18 protein-coding genes and 1 tRNA gene are annotated in these 19290 nt (G+C 40.8%); 10 read left to right on the forward strand and 9 right to left on the reverse strand.

Annotation, left to right across the window (positions count from 1 at the left end; translation table 11 throughout):
* Nucleotides 1–13 precede the first annotated feature (13 nt).
* Together alr and J6836_RS06090 are read left to right on the forward strand one after the other, a co-directional pair.
* Nucleotides 14–1093, forward strand: a complete 1080-nt coding sequence (gene alr / locus J6836_RS06085; protein WP_219247702.1) for an alanine racemase — start codon at nucleotides 14–16, stop codon at nucleotides 1091–1093.
* Between the two features lie 132 nt (nucleotides 1094–1225).
* On the forward strand, nucleotides 1226–1978 hold the full coding sequence (locus tag J6836_RS06090) for a MipA/OmpV family protein (RefSeq protein ID WP_219247704.1): 753 nt from the start codon (nucleotides 1226–1228) through the stop codon (nucleotides 1976–1978).
* Between the two features lie 64 nt (nucleotides 1979–2042).
* Here the strand turns inward: J6836_RS06090 and J6836_RS06095 are convergent, their stop codons facing one another.
* Both J6836_RS06095 and gapA read right to left on the reverse strand, forming a co-directional pair.
* Nucleotides 2043–2924 (reverse strand): D-hexose-6-phosphate mutarotase, encoded by an 882-nt coding sequence (locus tag J6836_RS06095; RefSeq protein ID WP_219247706.1) that lies wholly within the window; start codon nucleotides 2922–2924, stop codon nucleotides 2043–2045.
* A gap of 231 nt (nucleotides 2925–3155) precedes the next feature.
* Nucleotides 3156–4151: a glyceraldehyde-3-phosphate dehydrogenase gene (gene gapA / locus J6836_RS06100; RefSeq protein ID WP_004254049.1), complete on the reverse strand. Its 996-nt coding sequence runs from the start codon at nucleotides 4149–4151 to the stop codon at nucleotides 3156–3158.
* 355 nt (nucleotides 4152–4506) lie between these two features.
* Here gapA and msrB point away from each other — a divergent pair, with 355 nt between their 5' ends.
* Together msrB and J6836_RS06110 are read left to right on the forward strand one after the other, a co-directional pair.
* Nucleotides 4507–4920, forward strand: coding sequence for a peptide-methionine (R)-S-oxide reductase MsrB (msrB, locus tag J6836_RS06105; protein ID WP_219247708.1), 414 nt, complete (start codon nucleotides 4507–4509; stop codon nucleotides 4918–4920).
* A 169-nt stretch (nucleotides 4921–5089) separates the two neighbouring features.
* Entirely contained in the window at nucleotides 5090–5344 is a 255-nt protein-coding gene (locus tag J6836_RS06110) for a YeaC family protein (RefSeq protein WP_255586399.1), read from the forward strand.
* A gap of 94 nt (nucleotides 5345–5438) precedes the next feature.
* Here the strand turns inward: J6836_RS06110 and pncA are convergent, their stop codons facing one another.
* From pncA to sppA, 3 genes are all read right to left on the reverse strand, one after another.
* A complete protein-coding gene (pncA, locus tag J6836_RS06115; protein ID WP_219249411.1) occupies nucleotides 5439–6065 on the reverse strand; it encodes a bifunctional nicotinamidase/pyrazinamidase in 627 nt (208 codons plus the stop codon).
* An 11-nt stretch (nucleotides 6066–6076) separates the two neighbouring features.
* The gene (ansA, locus tag J6836_RS06120) at nucleotides 6077–7096 is read right to left on the reverse strand and encodes an asparaginase (RefSeq protein ID WP_219247714.1); all 1020 of its coding nucleotides are present in this window, start codon (nucleotides 7094–7096) and stop codon (nucleotides 6077–6079) included.
* Between the two features lie 167 nt (nucleotides 7097–7263).
* Nucleotides 7264–9120, reverse strand: coding sequence for a signal peptide peptidase SppA (gene sppA, locus J6836_RS06125; protein WP_219247716.1), 1857 nt, complete (start codon nucleotides 9118–9120; stop codon nucleotides 7264–7266).
* A gap of 368 nt (nucleotides 9121–9488) precedes the next feature.
* Between sppA and J6836_RS06130 the strand changes: the two genes are divergently transcribed.
* From J6836_RS06130 to J6836_RS06140, 3 genes are read left to right on the forward strand one after another with little or no spacing between them, the layout of a single operon-like run.
* Complete coding sequence (locus J6836_RS06130) at nucleotides 9489–10040, forward strand: NAD(P)H nitroreductase (protein ID WP_219247718.1); 552 nt, start codon at nucleotides 9489–9491, stop codon at nucleotides 10038–10040.
* Nucleotides 10041–10050: 10 nt separating this feature from the next.
* Nucleotides 10051–11094 carry a selenide, water dikinase SelD gene (gene selD / locus J6836_RS06135; protein ID WP_219247719.1) on the forward strand — a complete coding sequence of 348 codons (1044 nt, stop codon included), beginning with the start codon at nucleotides 10051–10053 and terminating at the stop codon, nucleotides 11092–11094.
* Between the two features lie 3 nt (nucleotides 11095–11097).
* On the forward strand, nucleotides 11098–13023 hold the full coding sequence (locus tag J6836_RS06140; protein WP_219247721.1) for a DNA topoisomerase III: 1926 nt from the start codon (nucleotides 11098–11100) through the stop codon (nucleotides 13021–13023).
* Between the two features lie 52 nt (nucleotides 13024–13075).
* Here the strand turns inward: J6836_RS06140 and xthA are convergent, their stop codons facing one another.
* Nucleotides 13076–13888, reverse strand: coding sequence for an exodeoxyribonuclease III (xthA, locus tag J6836_RS06145; protein WP_219247723.1), 813 nt, complete (start codon nucleotides 13886–13888; stop codon nucleotides 13076–13078).
* Nucleotides 13889–14434: 546 nt separating this feature from the next.
* Between xthA and J6836_RS06150 the strand changes: the two genes are divergently transcribed.
* Nucleotides 14435–15310 (forward strand): LysR family transcriptional regulator, encoded by an 876-nt coding sequence (locus J6836_RS06150; RefSeq protein ID WP_219247724.1) that lies wholly within the window; start codon nucleotides 14435–14437, stop codon nucleotides 15308–15310.
* Nucleotide 15311: 1 nt separating this feature from the next.
* Here the strand turns inward: J6836_RS06150 and J6836_RS06155 are convergent.
* The 3 genes from J6836_RS06155 to J6836_RS06165 all read right to left on the reverse strand — a co-directional run bounded on the left by J6836_RS06155 (nucleotide 15312) and on the right by J6836_RS06165 (nucleotide 16984).
* Nucleotides 15312–15396 (reverse strand) — tRNA-Tyr (locus tag J6836_RS06155).
* A gap of 162 nt (nucleotides 15397–15558) precedes the next feature.
* Nucleotides 15559–16407, reverse strand: a complete 849-nt coding sequence (gene purU, locus J6836_RS06160; RefSeq protein WP_219247726.1) for a formyltetrahydrofolate deformylase — start codon at nucleotides 16405–16407, stop codon at nucleotides 15559–15561.
* Nucleotides 16408–16504: 97 nt separating this feature from the next.
* Nucleotides 16505–16984: a YchJ family protein gene (locus tag J6836_RS06165; RefSeq protein WP_219247728.1), complete on the reverse strand. Its 480-nt coding sequence runs from the start codon at nucleotides 16982–16984 to the stop codon at nucleotides 16505–16507.
* Between the two features lie 125 nt (nucleotides 16985–17109).
* Between J6836_RS06165 and rssB the strand changes: the two genes are divergently transcribed.
* Nucleotides 17110–18120: a two-component system response regulator RssB gene (gene rssB / locus J6836_RS06170; protein WP_219247730.1), complete on the forward strand. Its 1011-nt coding sequence runs from the start codon at nucleotides 17110–17112 to the stop codon at nucleotides 18118–18120.
* Between the two features lie 163 nt (nucleotides 18121–18283).
* Nucleotides 18284–19204 (forward strand): UTP--glucose-1-phosphate uridylyltransferase GalU, encoded by a 921-nt coding sequence (gene galU / locus J6836_RS06175; RefSeq protein WP_219247731.1) that lies wholly within the window; start codon nucleotides 18284–18286, stop codon nucleotides 19202–19204.
* Nucleotides 19205–19290: the final 86 nt, after the last annotated feature.

Consider the following 19290-nt stretch of genomic DNA (forward strand, 5'->3'; position numbering starts at 1 on the left):
TTAAGGAATTAAGATGCCACGCCCAATTAGTGCCGTTATTCATTTAGACAACTTACAACATAATTTATCCGTTGTGCGTCAGCACTCTGGGCCAGCAAAAATATGGTCAGTCATGAAGGCGGATGGTTATGGTCATGGTATTAAACATATTTGGCCTGCCCTGAAAGCGACTGATGGCTTTGCGGTGTTAGATCTTCAAGAAGCTATTTTGTTGCGTGAAGAAGGTTGGGAAGGGCCAATATTATTGCTTGAAGGTTTTTTTCAGCCACAAGATTTAGGCGCAATCGACCAGTATCATTTAACCACCAGTGTACACAGTGAATGGCAACTTTATGCCATTGAAAATGCACAACTATCTTCTCCAATTTCGGTGTATGTAAAACTCAATAGTGGAATGAATCGTTTAGGTTTTACTGCCGCAGAGTATCAAGTGGTTGTTCAACGGCTGGCGGGTATGTCAAATGTTGCCTCAGTAACATTAATGAGTCACTTTGCTAATTCAGATACGCATACAGGGGTTGCTGAACCATTTGAACAAATTAAGCAATTTAGCCACTTGTCTCTACAAACTTGTATTGCGAATTCGGGTGCGACACTTTGGCATAAAGATACGCAATATGATTGGATACGGACGGGGATATTACTGTATGGCGCATCGCCAAGTGGTAAATCAGCAGATATTCGTCAATACTCGCTAAAAGCCGCGATGACGCTGCAATCAGAAGTGATAGCGATACACGATATTGCGGCTGGTGAGTCAATTGGCTACGGTAGCCGATTTACCTCATCAAAACCTATGCGTATTGCGACAGTGGCATGTGGATACGCGGATGGTTATCCTCGCCATGCACCGAACGGTACGCCCGTTTGGTGCAATGGAATACGCTGTGGTTTACTCGGTGCAGTTTCTATGGATATGCTGACGATTGATATTACCCACTGTGACGATGTGAAGTTAGGTACAAAAGTCGAATTGTGGGGGCAAAACCTACCCGTAGATGACGTGGCACAAGCCGCGGGGACAATCGGCTATGAATTAATGTGTGCCCTTGCAAAAAGAGTTCCTGTTCGTTACGAAAAAAGCGTAGAATAATTGTTAACCAATGCTGTAAATAATTTCACAGATTTAGCTTTAAATGTGATTTAGATTATGAATATTGGGAATCTTACTATATTGATATAACATATAGCGTTGATCCATTTCTCATTATTTTTAGGTTTAAATATGTCTAAAACAATTAAATTAACCACACTTGCTGTGACGTTGAGCGTGTTATCTAGTGCTGCTTTAGCGGGAACATGGTCTGTTGGTGGCTCAGTATTGGCACAATCTACGCCGTATAAAGGTATCAAGTCGCGTGATTACATTACACCCGTACCCATTGTAAATTATGACAGTGAAAATTTTTACTTTCATACATTAGCGGCGGGATACTACCTGTGGAATGACACGCAAGATCAACTGTCTTTAGATGCATTCTATTACCCACAATTTTTCAAACCTAAAGACAATGATGACAAAGCGATGCGTGAATTAGACCGCCGCCGTGATACCGTCATGACAGGTTTAACTTATCGCCATAAAGCCGACTGGGGAACACTGCGCACCAATATTTCAGGGGATATCCTTGGGATCAGCAACGGTATTCGTGGTGAGTTTGCGTACCTGTATGGTTTCGAAGGTGACAAATGGTCAATCACACCGGGCTTGGGTATCAAATGGGATAGCAAAAACCAAAACCGTTATGAATATGGTGTTTCTTCAAAAGAATCCCGTAACAGTGGTTTAAAACGCTATAACCCAGGCTCAAGCTGGACGCCGTATATGGAAGTCACAGGTAACTACCGTTTCGACGAAAATTGGACTGTATTTGCGATGGGGCGTGTTGACCGTCTGCCAAGTGAAGTTAAAGATAGCCCAATGGTTAACAAATCCGTTTCTGCGATTATGTGGACGGGTGTAACTTACACATTCTAATGGGTAGTTAACAATCATATAACCCCAGAGGGTGATCCTACTGGGGTTTTATTTTATCTCAATATCAATCTTGCGGTTTATTATCGCGGCTCACCATCACTAAAGATAGGCGAGCAGGGTGCTGCGCATCACTTTTCATTGGCACATTAATACTGGCCGTTTCAACACAGACCATTTGTTTATAACCATTATTCGGCATGTCTTGCATACTGCATGATAATTCCGCCCAAGGGTTCCAGCACACCACATCACTGTTATGGTAATGATGCAGTTCAATCGTGCGGTTCCAGCCATCATCGCGTAGTAGGCTGTACTCTTCAGGTTCTGAATAGATGCGGTCAGTATGTTTATTGAATTTTAACGGTTCAGACTCATGCGCTTCTTTATCGGCGACTTTATCGAAATAATGACCACCAAGGCCATAAACAGTGGCTTTATGAATATCACTGATATTGAAATAAGTGTGCAATGCCGCTGTCGTTTCAAAATCACCGTAACTTTCGAGCTCAAGCTCGCAAGTTTCACCGAGTTTCATTCGCAAAATCAAGGTGAACTCATGGGGCCATAGTTTACGGGTATATTCTGTGTCGGTGAGCGTGAAAGTTAAAATCACGCCATCATCATGTTCATTATGGGCAGTAAACTGCCAAGGTAAAATACGTGCAAATCCGTGACTAGGGCTTGCTACAGGGCCAAACCATGGCCAACAGATAGGAATACCACCGCGGATAGCCACACCGTCTTTAAACGCACTTTCAGAGCTTAACCAGAGGCAAGGTTTTTGCCCAGCAGGCTGCCAATCAATGAGATGAGCGCCTTGTAGACTCACTGCACCACGCACTTTTGGGTGAGAAACCACAATCAGTGGCAAGTCACCTAATTGACGTTGGGTGATATAGGCAGAAAGTTGTTTAATGACGGGTAGAGCAAAAATTTTTTCGTGCATGGTATCGGCCTGTGTTAGTGGAGACAGAATTAATACGCATTATACGTTTTGCGTGTGGCAGATTTGTGCGATGTTTGGCACTTATCTTAAATTTTACGAAAAGCATGTTTATACAGTATCGAATAATGGATTAAAGATAAATGAAGTGAGTAAAAATGTTGATGCAGTATTCGATATGATACAAAAGAGCCGCCAATAGGCGGCTCAGTCAGACTAATTACTTAACAGCTCTTATTTAGAGATGTGAGCAATCAGGTCTAATACTTTGTTTGAGTAACCAGTTTCGTTGTCATACCAAGAAACTAATTTAACAAAGTTATCGTTCAGTGCGATACCCGCTTTAGCATCAAACACAGAAGTCAGTTTTTCACCGTTGAAGTCAGTTGATACAACGTCATCTTCAGTGTAACCCAGAACACCTTTCAGCTCGCCTGCAGCAGCTTCTTTGATAGCGTCACAGATTTGTGCGTAAGTTGCTGGTTTTTCCAGACGAACAGTTAAGTCAACAACTGAAACGTTTGGAGTAGGAACACGGAAAGACATACCAGTCAGTTTGCCATTCAGCTCAGGAATAACTTTACCTACAGCTTTAGCAGCACCAGTTGAAGATGGGATGATGTTTTGAGCAGCACCACGACCACCACGCCAGTCTTTGTGAGAAGGGCCATCAACAGTTTTCTGAGTTGCAGTTGTTGCGTGAACAGTGGTCATCAGACCTTCAACGATACCGAATTTGTCGTTGATAACTTTAGCCAGTGGAGCTAAGCAGTTAGTTGTGCAAGATGCGTTAGAAACGATTTCTTGACCTGCGTAAGCTTTGTGGTTAACGCCCATAACGAACATTGGGGTGTCATCTTTAGAAGGACCAGTCAGAACAACTTTTTTCGCGCCTGCTTGGATGTGTTTACGTGCAGTTTCATCAGTCAGGAAGATACCTGTCGCTTCAGCAACTACGTCAACACCGACTTCGTTCCATTTCAGGTTTGCAGGATCTTTTTCTGCAGTAACACGGATTTTTTTACCGTTTACAACTAGGTGACCATCTTTAACTTCAACAGTACCGTTGAAACGACCGTGAGTTGAATCGTATTTCAGCATGTAAGCCATGTATTCTGCATCGAGCAGGTCGTTGATAGCAACGATTTCGATATCAGAACGCTCTTGTGCAGCACGGAAAACGATACGGCCAATACGACCAAAACCATTAATACCTACTTTGATAGTCATAGTATTTCCACCAGCTATTTATTCGTGAATTAAGTTGTAGTTAAAGTTACCAAAACCTTGCCAGCCGTCAAGCGGAATCGTGTCAATTATTGAAAAAAATCAATTCTGATACCACTAACTGCTTATTTGTCAGCCATTTCAGCGGCAAATACAGCCGCACGTATTATCGGGATTGTACGGCATAATGAAACCATCTATCAGTGATATATGTGATACGCTTCACAAATCAAAACGGAAAGTAAGATGCTTCTTAGTTTAGAATAGTTTTATAAATATTGTTGTTAATTTTTTGTTGCTAAAAAATGCAGTATGATAGTCATCAACCAAACAAACTATTTAAATACGTGGGTAAGTCATGTCACATAAAGATAAACAACACGTTGATATTTCAGATTTAAATGAGATGCAGCGCTATGTTACACAGCAAGCAGGCACTGAACCGCCATTCAGTGGTCAATTATTGCATAACCGTAAAGAGGGTGTGTATGAATGCCTGTGCTGTGGTACACCTTTATTTATGTCTGAGACCAAATTTGATGCAGGTTGTGGGTGGCCGAGCTTCTATGAAGCAGTGAATGATCATGCCATCAAATACATTGAAGATTTCTCTCATGGAATGCACCGCATTGAAGTTCGCTGTCAAAATTGCGATGCACACTTAGGGCATGTGTTTCCAGATGGCCCTATGCCAACAGGGCAACGTTACTGTATTAATTCAGCATCCTTAAGCTTTTTGGATGAAGAATCAGGTGAGAAGACCCGTGGATAGGCAGCTGAAGGGTGCTGAAGTCCATTTTTTGTGTTCAGCCTTCGCGAGCAATAACGATTCAGCTAAAAATAAAAAAGCAGTTTAACTAAAAGTCAGTTTACATTTTCGAAGGAGCGGTGCCGTGAGCGTAGAAGTTGACCCAAAATATATTGAGCAATTACTTGCAGTGATGACCCCAGAGATTTATGAGCGCCTCGTTACTGCCGTTGAGCTAGGTAAATGGCCTGATGGGGTTCCTTTAACCGCGGAGCAAAAAGAACATAGCTTGCAGATGGTGATGCTGTGGCAATCACGCAACAACCATAATCCGGAGCATATGACGGTAGGGACAAACGGTGAGATCACCATGAAGAGCAAGCAAGAGCTCAAAACGATGTTCCAAGGGGAAATGTTAGCTACACTCAAACCGCAAAATAACGAGTGATTTAAAACGGTATTATTTTCAATGGTATTTGAAATGGCAATGTTTTCTCACGGAAGGTTGAACAGGAGAAAACATCGCCGAGGTGAATGCTCGATTAGGCAATATCATCTAAGGTGATAAGTTTTGCACCTTGCTGTTCCATTTCGATTAACGCATTCTGGCTGTCATTAGCGGTTAAATTAACACCACGACAGCCATCCACTAACACATCGACGCTGTAGCCCAAATTTAAGGCATCAAGCACCGTAAATTTAACGCAATAATCGGTCGCAATCCCCATAATAATTAAGTGATTGATCTCTTGAGTTTGTAGCCATGCATGTAAGCGTGTTTGACTCACTTTGTCGTTATCAAAGAAAGCACTATAGCTATCAACTTGCGGGTCTTCGCCTTTGGTAAACGTTTCCTGGATAGCTTGTGTATTTAATCGGGGATGAAAATCTGCACCTTTTCCGCCTTGAACACAATGTACAGGCCACCATACTTGCGGCAATCCATTAAGTTCACCAATATCGCCAACTTGTGTACCTGAATTTTCAGCAAAGCTTAAATGCTCCGCAGGGTGCCAATCTTGACTCGCAATGACGGTGATGTCTTTTTGTTGGCAAACCGTGACTGCTTTATTGGCCACGTCTATAACGTGTTCACTTTCATTCACGGCGAGCGAGCCGCCTGTACAGAAATCATTTTGTAAATCGACTAGCAATAAGGCCGTTTTCATCATTTCCTCAGTTATTCATCAGCGTAGCTCAATTCACCGCGTAAATTATTTTGCATTAATTCGCGGATCAGCGCAGGTGTGTAATTTTGACTTAGTAAGTAATGTAATTTACTCAACGCCGCTTCAAAAGTCATGTCATAACCGCTAATTACCCCTGATTCCGCGAGAGCATGCCCTGTGGCGTAGCCTTCCATATTTACACGTCCTGAGATGCACTGTGTTAGGTTGACGACAATAATCCCACGATTTGTAGCTTCACGTAGAATACGCAGTAATTCAGGCTGCTGCGGGGCATTCCCAACACCATAAGAACGCAGAATTAATGCTTTGACGGGCTGCTGAAGAATATTACGGACAATCTCAATCGATAAACCTGGGTAGAGTGTGACAACGCCAATAGGTTGAGGGGTAATGCGGTGAGTTTTGAATTCACCCACACCAATAGGTGCAGGGCAAGCATTGAAAGCGCGAATATGAATGCCGGCTTCCATCAACGGCGAGCAGTTTGGCGAGCTAAAGGCATCGAAACCGTCTGCGTGAGCTTTGACTGTGCGATTACCTCGGTACAATTTATTATTGAAAAATAGCCCGACCTCATTAATCGGGTAATTCGCAGCTAAATACAATGCATTCAATAGGTTAGTTTGCCCATCAGAACGTAACGCTTCCAGTGGTATTTGTGACCCTGTCACGATAATCGGTTTCTTTAAGTTCTCAAACATAAAAGAAAGTGCAGAGGCCGTGAACGCCATGGTGTCTGTGCCATGTAAAATAACAAAACCATCATATAGCGCATAGTTTAAGCGAATATCATCGGCTATGAGTTGCCAATCTTCAGGTGTGATATCAGAAGAGTCAATTAACGGTTGGTGCTCACGGATAGTGAATTCAGGCATTTCTGGGCGGTGAAATTCAGGCATTTGAGCCAATTGCGCTTGTAAATGGCCAGAAACTGGGATGTAACCTTGTGGTGAGTGGCGCATGCCAATGGTACCGCCCGTATAGACGACATAAATAGATTTCTTCTGCATTTGATTACCTAATTTATTCGCGCATGGAGAAATGAAAATAATTATCTGAATTTTGACGTAATTACGCGTGTATTACTATCGTTAAATTACGAATTTGCAGATTGAAATGAGGTAATTTGAGTGTCTTGTGAGAGAAATCCCCTCCCATAAGCGAGAGGGGATGAAAATCAATTAATTTCAGCGCAATTTAAGCAAAATGCATAACGGTTTTGTGGATCATTCATTTTCAAGAAAAATTGAGCTTGTTGACGAATATCAGTCGCAACCGCGGGTGGTAAAAATATCTGCAGAACATCAGGCATTGTTGCTTGGACATTACTGGTTAACTCAAGCAGTAGCTGGTCCATAAAGGATAACTCTGGCTTCATCCAATCTAGTTGTACATCAGACAGTTTAGCCAATTCTGCGGCTTTATCCACGGCATCATCAAAATCGCCTAGCTGGTCGACAAGGCCAATTTTTAGTGCATCTTGTCCAATCCAAACACGGCCTTGGGCAATTTTATCAATTTGCTCAGGGGTTTTATTTCGTGATTTTGCGACAAGATTAATAAAGGTGTCATAACCATTTTCAATGGTAATTTGCATCATATCGGCAAATTGTGGGTTGATCCCTTTCGTGATGGAAATATCAGCCAGTGGTGAGGTGGAAACCCCATCAGTGTATACCCCAATAGAATCCAATGATTTTTCAAAGGTATTGATCACGCCAAAGATACCAATTGAGCCAGTTAGTGTACTTGGGCTCGCAATAATATAGTCCGCAGGTGTGGAAACCCAGTAACCACCAGATGCTGCCATGCCACCCATAGAAACTACAACGGGTTTGCCTGCGGCATGGGCAGAGGCTAATTCGCTGCGAATAAGGTCAGATGCGCTAACGCTTCCTCCTGGGCTATTCACACGTAGGACAATGGCTTTGATATTGTCATCAAGGCGAGCATCACGTATTTGTGCTGCAATGGTGTCACCACCAGCAATACCCGGTGTTTGAGGGCCATCCATAATCGCGCCTTGCACCATGATCACCGCAATATTACCACCTTGGTTTGTGGTGGTGTCGGCAATTTTCGCAGAGTAATCATAGATACTGATATTATTGAATTGCTTAGCATCTTTATTCCAACCAAAATGCTTGCTGAGAAGCTCTTCGACTTGCTCATTGGTATAAATTTTATCCACCAATTTCTGTTTTAATGCGTATTGAGCGCTGTCCCCTTTGACTGCACGTAGCTGGCTAAGAATAGCATCTGCACCAGGGAAAATTTGTGAACTCGTCATTTTACGGTTAGCTGCTAACGCATCCAAATAATTGTTCCACAACGCATTTAACCATTGCTGGTTCGCAAGACGCGCTTCAGGGGACATGTCATCACGCATCATTGGTTCAACCGCAGATTTATACGTTCCGACACGGAAAATATGACTGCTAATTTTCAGTTTTTCTAACAGAGATTTGTAGTAAATACTGTTTGTCGCGAAGCCGTATAAGCCAACGGAGCCTTGCGGGGTAAGGTAAATATCATCGGCAAAGGTTGCAAGGTAATATTGAGGTTGAGAAAAATGGCTGCCTACTGCGTAAACTTGTTTACCCTTACTCTTAAATTGTGCAATCGCTTTGCCGATATAAGCGAGGGAAGGCTGATCCGCTCCCACTAAGTTATCAAGGCGCAAAACCATCCCTGTAATACGGTCATCATCGGCGGCGGTGCGAATGGTGTCGACGATATCGAATAGGGAGTTTTCTTGCATTCGGTTATTTGAGGTGCCTAATAACTCACGGCTCATACGCCCAAATGGGTCTGGCGCAGAAACTTGGTCAACGACGACACCTTGTAAGTCAACATACAACGCACCATAGTAATTTTTTTCAGGCTCAGATTCTGATTGATAAAGGGCAAAAGACCCAATCACAATAAAGAACAGCACAAGGAAAATTGCGTTAAAAACGAATTCCCGAATAAAGTTAAGTGCCTTCCAACTGATTTTAAAGATGGTGGCGAGGATGTCCCATAGTTGACGCATTTTTTCTCCTATCCTGTATATTTTGCACCACAAGGGTGTTGGCTTCAGTTGTTTGCCACTGATTTGAGCTGCAAATTATATTTGGATACTGCTTTCTAATTCACTCATTAGCAATACAGTTATTTACTAATGAATCATTTTTTATGCATAACAAATCTGTTATGCGCGATATACAATGTCACAATGATATTTTTCACTCATGACAAATGATATAATTCAATGAATTAATAATCTAATTAATGCAACTCACGTTAATCGGCAAGCAGAGTCACAGTTTAACGATAAGCTTACTATAACAATAGGTTGTGTGGGTATAATTACCTGATTGAATGATTATCAAATCAGTCTACTCTTAATCGGAGACAAATATGGATGCTTTAACCCTTTTGTTGAACCGTCGTTCAGCTTCCAGACTCACTACACCTGCGCCACAAGGCGAAGAACTCAACAACATTCTTGCGGCTGGCATGAGAGCGCCAGATCACGGTGCGTTACGCCCTTGGCATTTTGTTATCATGCAGGATGATGGCATTAAACGCTTTAGTCAATTGCTTGAAAAAGCAGCGATTGAAGGTGAGTTAGGCGCAGAAGTCGAAGAAAAAGCGCGTAATGCCCCTTTTCGAGCACCATTAATTATTACGGTGATTGCGAAAATTAAAGATCATCCTAAAGTGCCACAATGGGAACAACTCGTTGCAGCGAGTTGCACGGTTCAAGCAATGCAAATGGCAGCGGTTGCACAAGGTTTTGGTGGGATTTGGCGTTCAGGCTCATGGACAGAAGATGCCGTTGTACGTGCAGGGTTAGGCTGCGAAGAAAATGACCGTATCGTTGGTTTTCTTTATTTAGGTACGCCAGAACTTAAAGCACCAACAAAAGTCCAAACCCCAGATATGGACGGTTTTATCACACATTTTTAAGGGAACAGTAATGACTGAGAAAATTAGATTAACGCAGTACAGTCACGGTGCGGGTTGCGGCTGTAAAATTGCCCCGAAAGTGTTAGAGCAAATCCTGCATACAGAACAAGCCAAATTTCATGACCCACATTTGCTGGTTGGGAATGAAACTAAAGATGATGCCGCCGTTTACGATTTAGGTAATGGTATTGGGATCATCAGTACCACAGATTTCTTTATGCCTATCGTTGACTCCCCATTTGAATTTGGGCGCATTGCGGCAACCAATGCCATTAGCGATATTTTTGCTATGGGTGGCAAGCCGATTATGGCGATTGCGATTTTAGGATGGCCGATCGCCAAATTGCCTCCTGAGGTTGCACGTGAAGTGATTGAAGGTGGTCGCGCAGCTTGTGCAGATGCAGGGATTTCCCTTGCAGGTGGACACTCTATTGATGCGCCTGAGCCTATTTTTGGTTTGGCTGTCACTGGCGTCGTGAACACGGAATATGTGAAGAAAAACAGCGCTGCAACCGCGGATTGTGAGCTATTTTTAACAAAACCACTGGGTATTGGCGTATTAACGACCGCTGAGAAAAAAGGCTTGCTCAAAGAAGAGCATCAGCACCTAGCCGCAGAAACTATGTGCCAGCTAAATAAACTCGGCGCAGTGATTGCTCCGATTGAAGGCGTCACGGCAATGACGGATGTGACGGGTTTTGGTTTACTTGGTCACTTAAGCGAGATTTGCGAAGGGTCTGGGGTTCGAGCTCAAATTTCGTTTACAAAAGTGCCAAAATTAGCCGATGTTGAAAAATACATTGAAGCAGGGTGTGTCCCAGGTGGAACATCACGCAACTTTGATAGTTATGGTCATCTTATTGGCCCTATGAGTGATATGCAGCGCCAGTTATTGTGTGACCCGCAAACCTCGGGTGGGCTGTTGATTGCTGTAAAACCGTCAGAAGTTGCTAAAATTAAAGAGATTGCACAGCAGCAAGGTGTTTTGTTACAGTCTATCGGAAAATTATTACCCCATCAGGACAATGTCCCATTAGTTGAAGTGATAGATTAATTCATGCGTTTGTTTATTGCGGAAAAACCGAGTCTCGCTAGGGCGATTGCCGATGTATTGCCAAAACCTCATCAACGAGGGGATGGCTTTATAAAATGTGGTGATGGTCAAACGGTCACATGGTGCATTGGTCACCTTCTTGAACAGGCTGAGCCCGATGCTTATGAGCCTCGCTATGCGCGTTGGAATTTACAAGACTTGCCGATTATTCCCGAAAAGTGGCAGTTAAAACCACGCCCCTCAGTAACCAAACAGCTGAAAACCATCGAAGCACTACTCAAACAAGCAACTGTCGTTATCCATGCAGGAGACCCTGATAGAGAGGGACAGTTGCTGGTGGATGAAGTGCTCGATTATCTAAAACTTGATGCAGAAAAACGAAAAACAGTAAAACGTTGCCTTATCAACGACCTTAACCCTCAAGCGGTAGAGCGTGCTATTGAGCGGTTAAGGGAAAACCGTGAGTTTATTCCACTGTGTGTTTCTGCCCTTGCCAGAGCAAGAGCCGATTGGCTGTATGGCATTAATATGACTCGCGCTTATACGTTACTTGGGCAGCGTGGTGGCTATCAAGGCGTTCTTTCGGTTGGTCGCGTACAAACTCCAGTATTAGGGCTGGTGGTAAGGCGTGATGAAGAAATAGAAAACTTTGTGCCTAAAGACTTTTTTGAAGTGAAAGCGCACATTGTCACCCCAAAAGATGAACGCTTTGTGGCGACTTGGCAACCGAGCGAGTCTTGCATTGATTATCAGGATGAAGAAGGGCGTTTATTTCATCGGCCGCTTGCTGAGCATGTGGTTTCCCGAATTGAAGGAAAACCCGCAATTGTCACGCTGTATCAAGATAAGCGTGAGTCTGAAATTGCACCACTGCCTTTTTCATTATCAGCACTGCAAATTGAAGCCGCCAAAAAATATGCGTTAAGTGCTCAAGAAGTGTTGGATATTTGCCAACGTTTATATGAAACCCACAAATTGATCACTTATCCGCGTTCGGATAGCCGTTATTTACCGGATGAACACTTTGCGGGTCGGCATAGCGTATTAAATGCGATTGCGGTTCATCAGCCCGATCTTACTGAATTTGAACTACCTGAATTAGATAAGAAAAATCGTTGTTGGGATGACAAAAAAGTCGATGCTCACCACGCCATCATTCCTACGGCAAAAACGACCTCTGTAAAATTAACGGAAAATGAAAGTAATATTTATCAGTTAATTGCACGCCAATATATTATCCAATTTATGTCTGATGCAGTTTTTCGCAAATGTACGATTGAACTGGAAATTGAAAATGGTAAATTTATTGCCAAAGCGAGATTCTTGGCTGAAGCAGGTTGGCGAGTTGTTTTAGGTGGCAAAGAGCGTGATGCTGAAAATGATGGTATGCCGTTGCCTGTTGTTGCTAAAGATGATGCGCTTTTGTGCGAAAAAGGGGAAGTAGTTGAAAGGCAAACTCAGCCACCGAGGCCTTTTACTGACGCCACTTTATTATCTGCTATGACGGGTATTGCCAGATTTGTTCAAGATAAAGCATTAAAAAAAGTATTGCGAGAAACAGACGGTTTGGGAACAGAAGCAACTCGAGCAGGGATCATCGATCTCTTGTTTAAACGCCAGTTTCTGTATAAAAAAGGGCGTTATATTCATTCATCGCCCGCAGGAAGAGCCTTAATTCATGTGTTGCCTGATATGGCGACTTTGCCTGATATGACAGCGCACTGGGAGTCTGTTTTGACTCAAATCAGTGAAAAGCAAACTCGGTATGATGATTTTATGCATCCGCTGAGTGAAACATTGATGCAACTTATTCATTATGCTCGCCAATCCACTAATTTACGCGCTTTTCGAGAGCTACCACCGGCACCAAGTAAGGGTGGTAAGAAAAGCACTAAAACTACAAAGAAAACGAAAAAGAAATCAGATTAACCAAACCGAAAAAGGCACTCAAATGAGTGCCTTTTTATATATGGGGTACCAGCTATTTACTTAAGTCGAACTCGGACCAAACAGGAGCGTGGTCAGACGGTTTTTCCATTCCACGGATTTCATAGTCAATACCGGTTGCAATACAGCGCTCAGCCAGCTTATTTGATGCCAGCAATAAATCGATGCGTAAACCTCGGTTATCATCAAAACCTTTTGAACGGTAATCAAACCATGAATAGCAGTCATCAACGTCGGGGTTTTTAGCGCGGTATGTATCAACTAAGCCCCAGCCTAGGAGTTTATCTAACCATTCGCGCTCTTCAGGTAAAAATGAACATTTACCTGTTTTTAACCAACGCTTACGGTTGATATCGCCAATACCAATATCCAAGTCTGTTGGACTGATATTCATATCACCCATAATTAGCAATTGGGAATCCGCAGTTTGTGTTGAGGTAACATAATTTTGTAAGTCACGGTAAAACTTTTCTTTTGCTGGAAATTTTGTTGGGTGGTCACGGCTCTCACCTTGAGGGAAGTAACCATTAACAACAGTGAGTAAGCCACGCTCTGTTTGAATATCAGCCATAATAATTCGACGTTGGGCTTCATCATCATCGGTTGGGAAGCCTTTACGAACTGCAATAGGCTCATTTTTAGTAAGGAGAGCAACACCATAGTGCGCTTTTTGGCCGTGATAAAAAACATGATAACCGAGCTTGCTAACCTCTTCATATGGAAACATATCATCATGCACTTTGGTTTCTTGTAAGCCGATGACCTCTGGTTGATGTTTTTCGATGATGGCGGCAAGTTGATGCGGGCGAGCACGAAGACCATTAATGTTAAACGATATGAATTTCATGAATTTTTTATCACCTATTTTTAGTATTCCTATCGCTAATTCTATCAGATGCAACCGTCACTGTAACCCATATGATACCGATTACTGCCTAATGCTCATACAAAATAATAATTAATTAAAAAAAACTATCAAAGTAACAATAGCCGGTAGCTATAATAAAAATAAATAAGGATATATTTAATTATTTATAATTTATTATATATGATTAAATTATCTGTAATATAAATTTATGGTTGATGATTAAAAAATGGTTATTAATTATTTAAAATAACCATCGTTAATTTCATTTAAAGTCAATTGGTTATTTGTATTTTAATGTGATTTAATAGTGGTGGCATAAAAAATAATCAAAAGAAACAGTATAATATATTGCTTTGCTATGTTGGAAATTATAAAAATACTTTTATGAAATATTGTTACTCATTCAATAAAAAATTAAATTTTATTTTTTATTGAATGATTTTGGTTATGGGATAATCAACTTATTATCTACTGGATAATAATTTTGTTGATTAACATATTAATAAATAGAATGGGGTCATAGATATGTTCTTTTCAAGAAAATTAGAGGCGTTTATGGCGGTTGTTGAGAATGGCTCGTTAAGTAAAGCTGCGAGAGTGATGAACCGAACGACGCCTCCTATCGCTAAGTCTATCAAGGACTTCGAAACAAGCTTAGGTAAACGGCTTTTTAAACGAGAAAAATTTGGAATGACATTAACTAAGGATGGCCAGGAACTTTATAATGATCTTAGAGATCTTTATTTGCAGGAGAAGGAAATCACTAAAAAACACTTTTCAGGTTATATTGTCAATGAAGCGAATATTTATTATGACTGGGGAAAGGAAAATCATTTGATTAATCTTTATCAAGCAGCTCATAAAAATAATGTACAAGTGAATATATTAAGGTTTAACTATGATGAGGTAGATGAAATAGTTGATTATGATGGTAACACACTCATTTTAAGTTCTGAACAAGTTGTCAGTGAACGGTTTTCATTACAAAAAAAAATAGAAAATTCCCCATTGGGTATTTATTGTCGTAAAGAACTTTATGAAAAATTTAATCATGACCTTGTCGCACTATTACAAGAAAGTACGTGGCTTTGTGATCCTGCATTTTATAAAAGTTCACTGATGAGTGATTTACTCGAAAAGATTGAAACGCTCGATAATAAAGTGAGTGTGAGGCAAATGGATAATATTGGTTGTTGCCAGAGTTTTATTCAAGATGGTGATTTTATTGGCATTATAGATCACTATCCTGAAGAAGAATTAATCGATAAGTCATTAATATATATATCATTGAATAAATTATTGGGGCAGAGCGAATGTTATGTTTATAAGTCAAAGGCACATTCAAGTGTATTAAATCGTTTTATGGGGGTTGTTGATAAATTGGGTGTTGAATCTCTTTAGATGGTGGTGGGAGAAGGATTCGAACCTTCGAAGTCTGTGACGGCAGATTTACAGTCTGCTCCCTTTGGCCGCTTGGGTATCCCACCAGATTTTGAATTGCTGTAATCGTTCACAGCGGGCGGCATCATATCAAATGACGCGCCGCTGTAAAGCATTAATTTCCAATAAAACATTCGTTTGCTGTTTTTTTGTTCTCAATGCTTGTAAATACAACAAATTACGACTAAAAAGGGCTTGCGTGTATTTGTTTATAAAATGATAGTACGGTTGCCATATACAAATACACGTTGCGCTAAAACCCAATACAGCGCATGGCTTAGGACATTTTTTTCGACATCACGGCCAGCACGCATCATATCATCCGCTGTGAATGTATGGTCAACGTTAATCACGTTCTGCGTGATTATAGGGCCTTCATCCAAGTTGTCATTCACAAAGTGCGCTGTGGCGCCAATAATCTTCACACCACGCTCATAGGCTTGGTGGTAAGGGCGAGCACCAATAAAAGCAGGTAAAAAGGAATGATGAATATTAATGATTTGGTTAGGGTAATGCTGGACAAACTCAGGTGTCAAAACACGCATATATTTTGCAAGCACCACATAATCAGGCTGATACTGATCAATCTGCGCCGTCATTTTTTCATCGTGTTGTTCACGAGTTAAGCCTTCATGGCTAATATGATGGAATGGAATACCAAACTGTTCAACTAAGTTTTTCAATGTGTCGTGATTACCAATAACGGCTGCGATTTCGACATCTAGCCCATCGTAAGCACTCTTCATTAATAAATCACCTAAACAATGCGCTTCTTTAGTCACCATGATGACAATACGACGACGACCAGAAGCATTCAGCTCACGTTTTGAACCAACGGGTAGCGCATCATCAAGATCAGCGAGAAGGGTTTCATCATTAAAAATGCCTTCAAGTTCGGTACGCATAAAAAAACGGCCCGTATGGTGATCTACAAATTCATTATTTTGCACAATATTGAGTTGGTGCTTGTAACAAATATTGGTGATTTTTGCGATTAATCCTTTCGCATCAGGGCAAATGGTCCTGAGGATTTTTTTTTGTACAATTTTGTGTTGCATGAAACTGTCTAATCCTTAACTAACAGAGCCTTTTTTAGGCAAATAACATACGGCGCAATGAACTCATGTAGGTAAATAGTGTTTATAACGAAAAGTATTAGTTTTGGTCACAGCATTTTTTATATTTTTTGCCAGAACCGCAGGGACACAAGTCGTTACGTCCAACTTTGGGGGTAATACCATCGAGATAATACCAACGCGAATTCAAACGAATAAAGCGGGAACGTTCATGAATAAGCTGTTTATGATCAGCTTTTTCATCAATAAAGCAAGCCGAAAATTCGACATAACCTTCATCGGGATTTTTAGCATAAGAAGAACTAATAACACGGAGCCCTAACCATTGTGTTTGTTCGAAGCTATTTGTGATTTCTTGCTGCCAATTTTGTGCATTGCAATCAGGATGCCATGTTTCAATAAGATAATTAGCGTTATGCAGTACATAGGCACTATAACGCGAGCGCATAAGCTGCTCAGGCGTCTCTGGGGTTGCTTCACTACGCAAGAATGGAGCACAACAATGTTCAAATTGTGCTTTGCTGCCACAATGGCACTTACTTTCTTCTTGTTGATACATAATACTCTCAATAAAAATAAGTAGAAGATTGAAAAATCACTATACTCAAATGATAGGTGAAAAATGATTTTATAATATGAATAATAGTATTGTTAATTAAACAGGGTCATTGCGGTAGGTATCAAATGAAAAATAGAAAAATATTGATAATAGAAGACGAAATCACCTTCTGTACTATCTTGAAAACTTACTTAGAAAGTTTGGAGATAGAGATCTATACCGCGAGCAATGGTCAACAAGCTATTGAGATGTTGACGGTTGCGAAAATTGAACCTGATATTATTCTTTGTGATCTTAATATGCCAGTAATGAATGGGGAAGACTTCATGCGTGAATTAGTTGCTAGGAATATCAACACACCAGTGATTGTTATTTCTGCAACGACAGATTTTACCCAACTTGACCGCATGTTTCGTCTTGGTGCTAAGGATGCTTTGCTCAAACCTATTAAGAATTTAGATGAAGTCAAAATCACGATTTTGTCTGCGCTTTATCCTGAGGAAGATAACCTTAGTGCTCAGGTTGGTGATGAAATACACCACATTGCTGCATTGATGCAAAGTAATACGCAAGATATGTTAACAGTCTTAAAGCAATTGCAGCCACCAGTGCACCAAATTGTTAATGGTTACCGAATTAATTATCGCCAATTGAATGAAGCCAATCGATTTGGCTTGCTGTTAGATTTAGCACCAATTTCAGAGAGTCAAATCGGTTTCTATTGCATTGATACCGAGCGCTCTGCACAAGAGGGGATTATGGCCGCATTTTTGATCCGGGTGGTATTTAACGATTTATTGAAAAATGCAGTGAGCTATCCAGATAAAAAATTACCGAATATTAATAAAATTATTAACCAGATAAATCATTTACTAGAAGACTCAGGATTTACTGGCCATTTTCCTTTACTTCTTGGGTATTTTAATACCCAAAATAAAGCCATTATTATGGCAAGCGCAGGCTTAGAGGCACAAGTGACTACAGAAAAATCTCATTTTAAATTGGACAGAAGCATTCCATTGGGCGCTCTAAAATTCTACCATCCAAATCATTTAGAAATAAAAGGAACGGCTTGGCAGTGTTTAATTCGTAATAATAGCCAGAAAATAAAACTTATGTTTAATCCTGAAAATTAGCGTTATCTTAAAAAGAGTTATAATCAAGGACTAAATAAACTCAATAAGACTCATCGCTATTTATTCATTAACAATTCCTGATATACTTCTGCGCACTTAAAAGGCCTCATCCACTTCTTTGTAAAATGAGGCAAAGGTGTATCGAAATTTTCTGGAGTATAAAATGACACAGCGTAAGGTGCGTAAAGCGGTGATCCCTGTTGCGGGATTAGGAACAAGGATGCTGCCTGCAACGAAAGCTATCCCTAAAGAGATGCTACCAATCGTTGATAAGCCGTTGATTCAATATGTTGTCAATGAATGTATTGCTGCGGGTATTAATGAGATTGTTCTTGTTACACACTCTTCTAAAAACTCAATTGAAAACCATTTTGATACAAGCTTTGAGTTAGAGGCTATTTTAGAAGCTCGTGTTAAACGTCAATTATTGGATGAAGTCCAATCTATTTGCCCAAGTCATGTCACGATTATGCAAACGCGCCAAGGAATTGCAAAAGGGTTAGGTCATGCAATTTTATGTGCTAAACCTCTGGTTGGTGAAGAGCCATTTGCTGTCATTTTACCTGATGTGATTTTAGACCGCTATAGTACAGATTTAACCAAGTTTAATTTGCGTGAGATGCTTGAACATTTTGAGGATTCTGGGGCCAGCCAAATTTTAGTTGAACCCGTTCCTGAAGATGAAGTTTCTAATTACGGTATCGTGGATTGTAATGGTGAAAATCTTCAACCAGGCGACAGTAAAAAGATTTTACGTATGGTTGAAAAACCCAAAAAAGATGAAGCGCCATCTAATTTATCCATAGTTGGTCGTTATGTATTATCAGCGAAAATTTGGGATGCATTAGCAAAAACCGCCCCAGGTGCTGGCGATGAAATTCAATTAACGGATGCAATTGCTTTAATGATGGAAAATAATGAGCCCGTTGAGGCCTACCACTTATGTGGTAAAAGCCATGACTGTGGAAATAAATTAGGTTACATGAAAGCTTTTGTCGAATATGGAATTCAACACGATACATTGGGCGATGATTTTACCCAATGGGTGAAAGAGTTATCATCAACATTAAATAAAACTAAATAGTCCCAATCTGTCAATTTTCATTAAAGGCTAACTTTATCTGTTAGCCTTTTTTATGCAAGTAAATTGGCTATATTAATGTGAATGAC

Source organism: Providencia sp. R33 (assembly GCF_019343475.1).
GTDB lineage: Bacteria > Pseudomonadota > Gammaproteobacteria > Enterobacterales > Enterobacteriaceae > Providencia.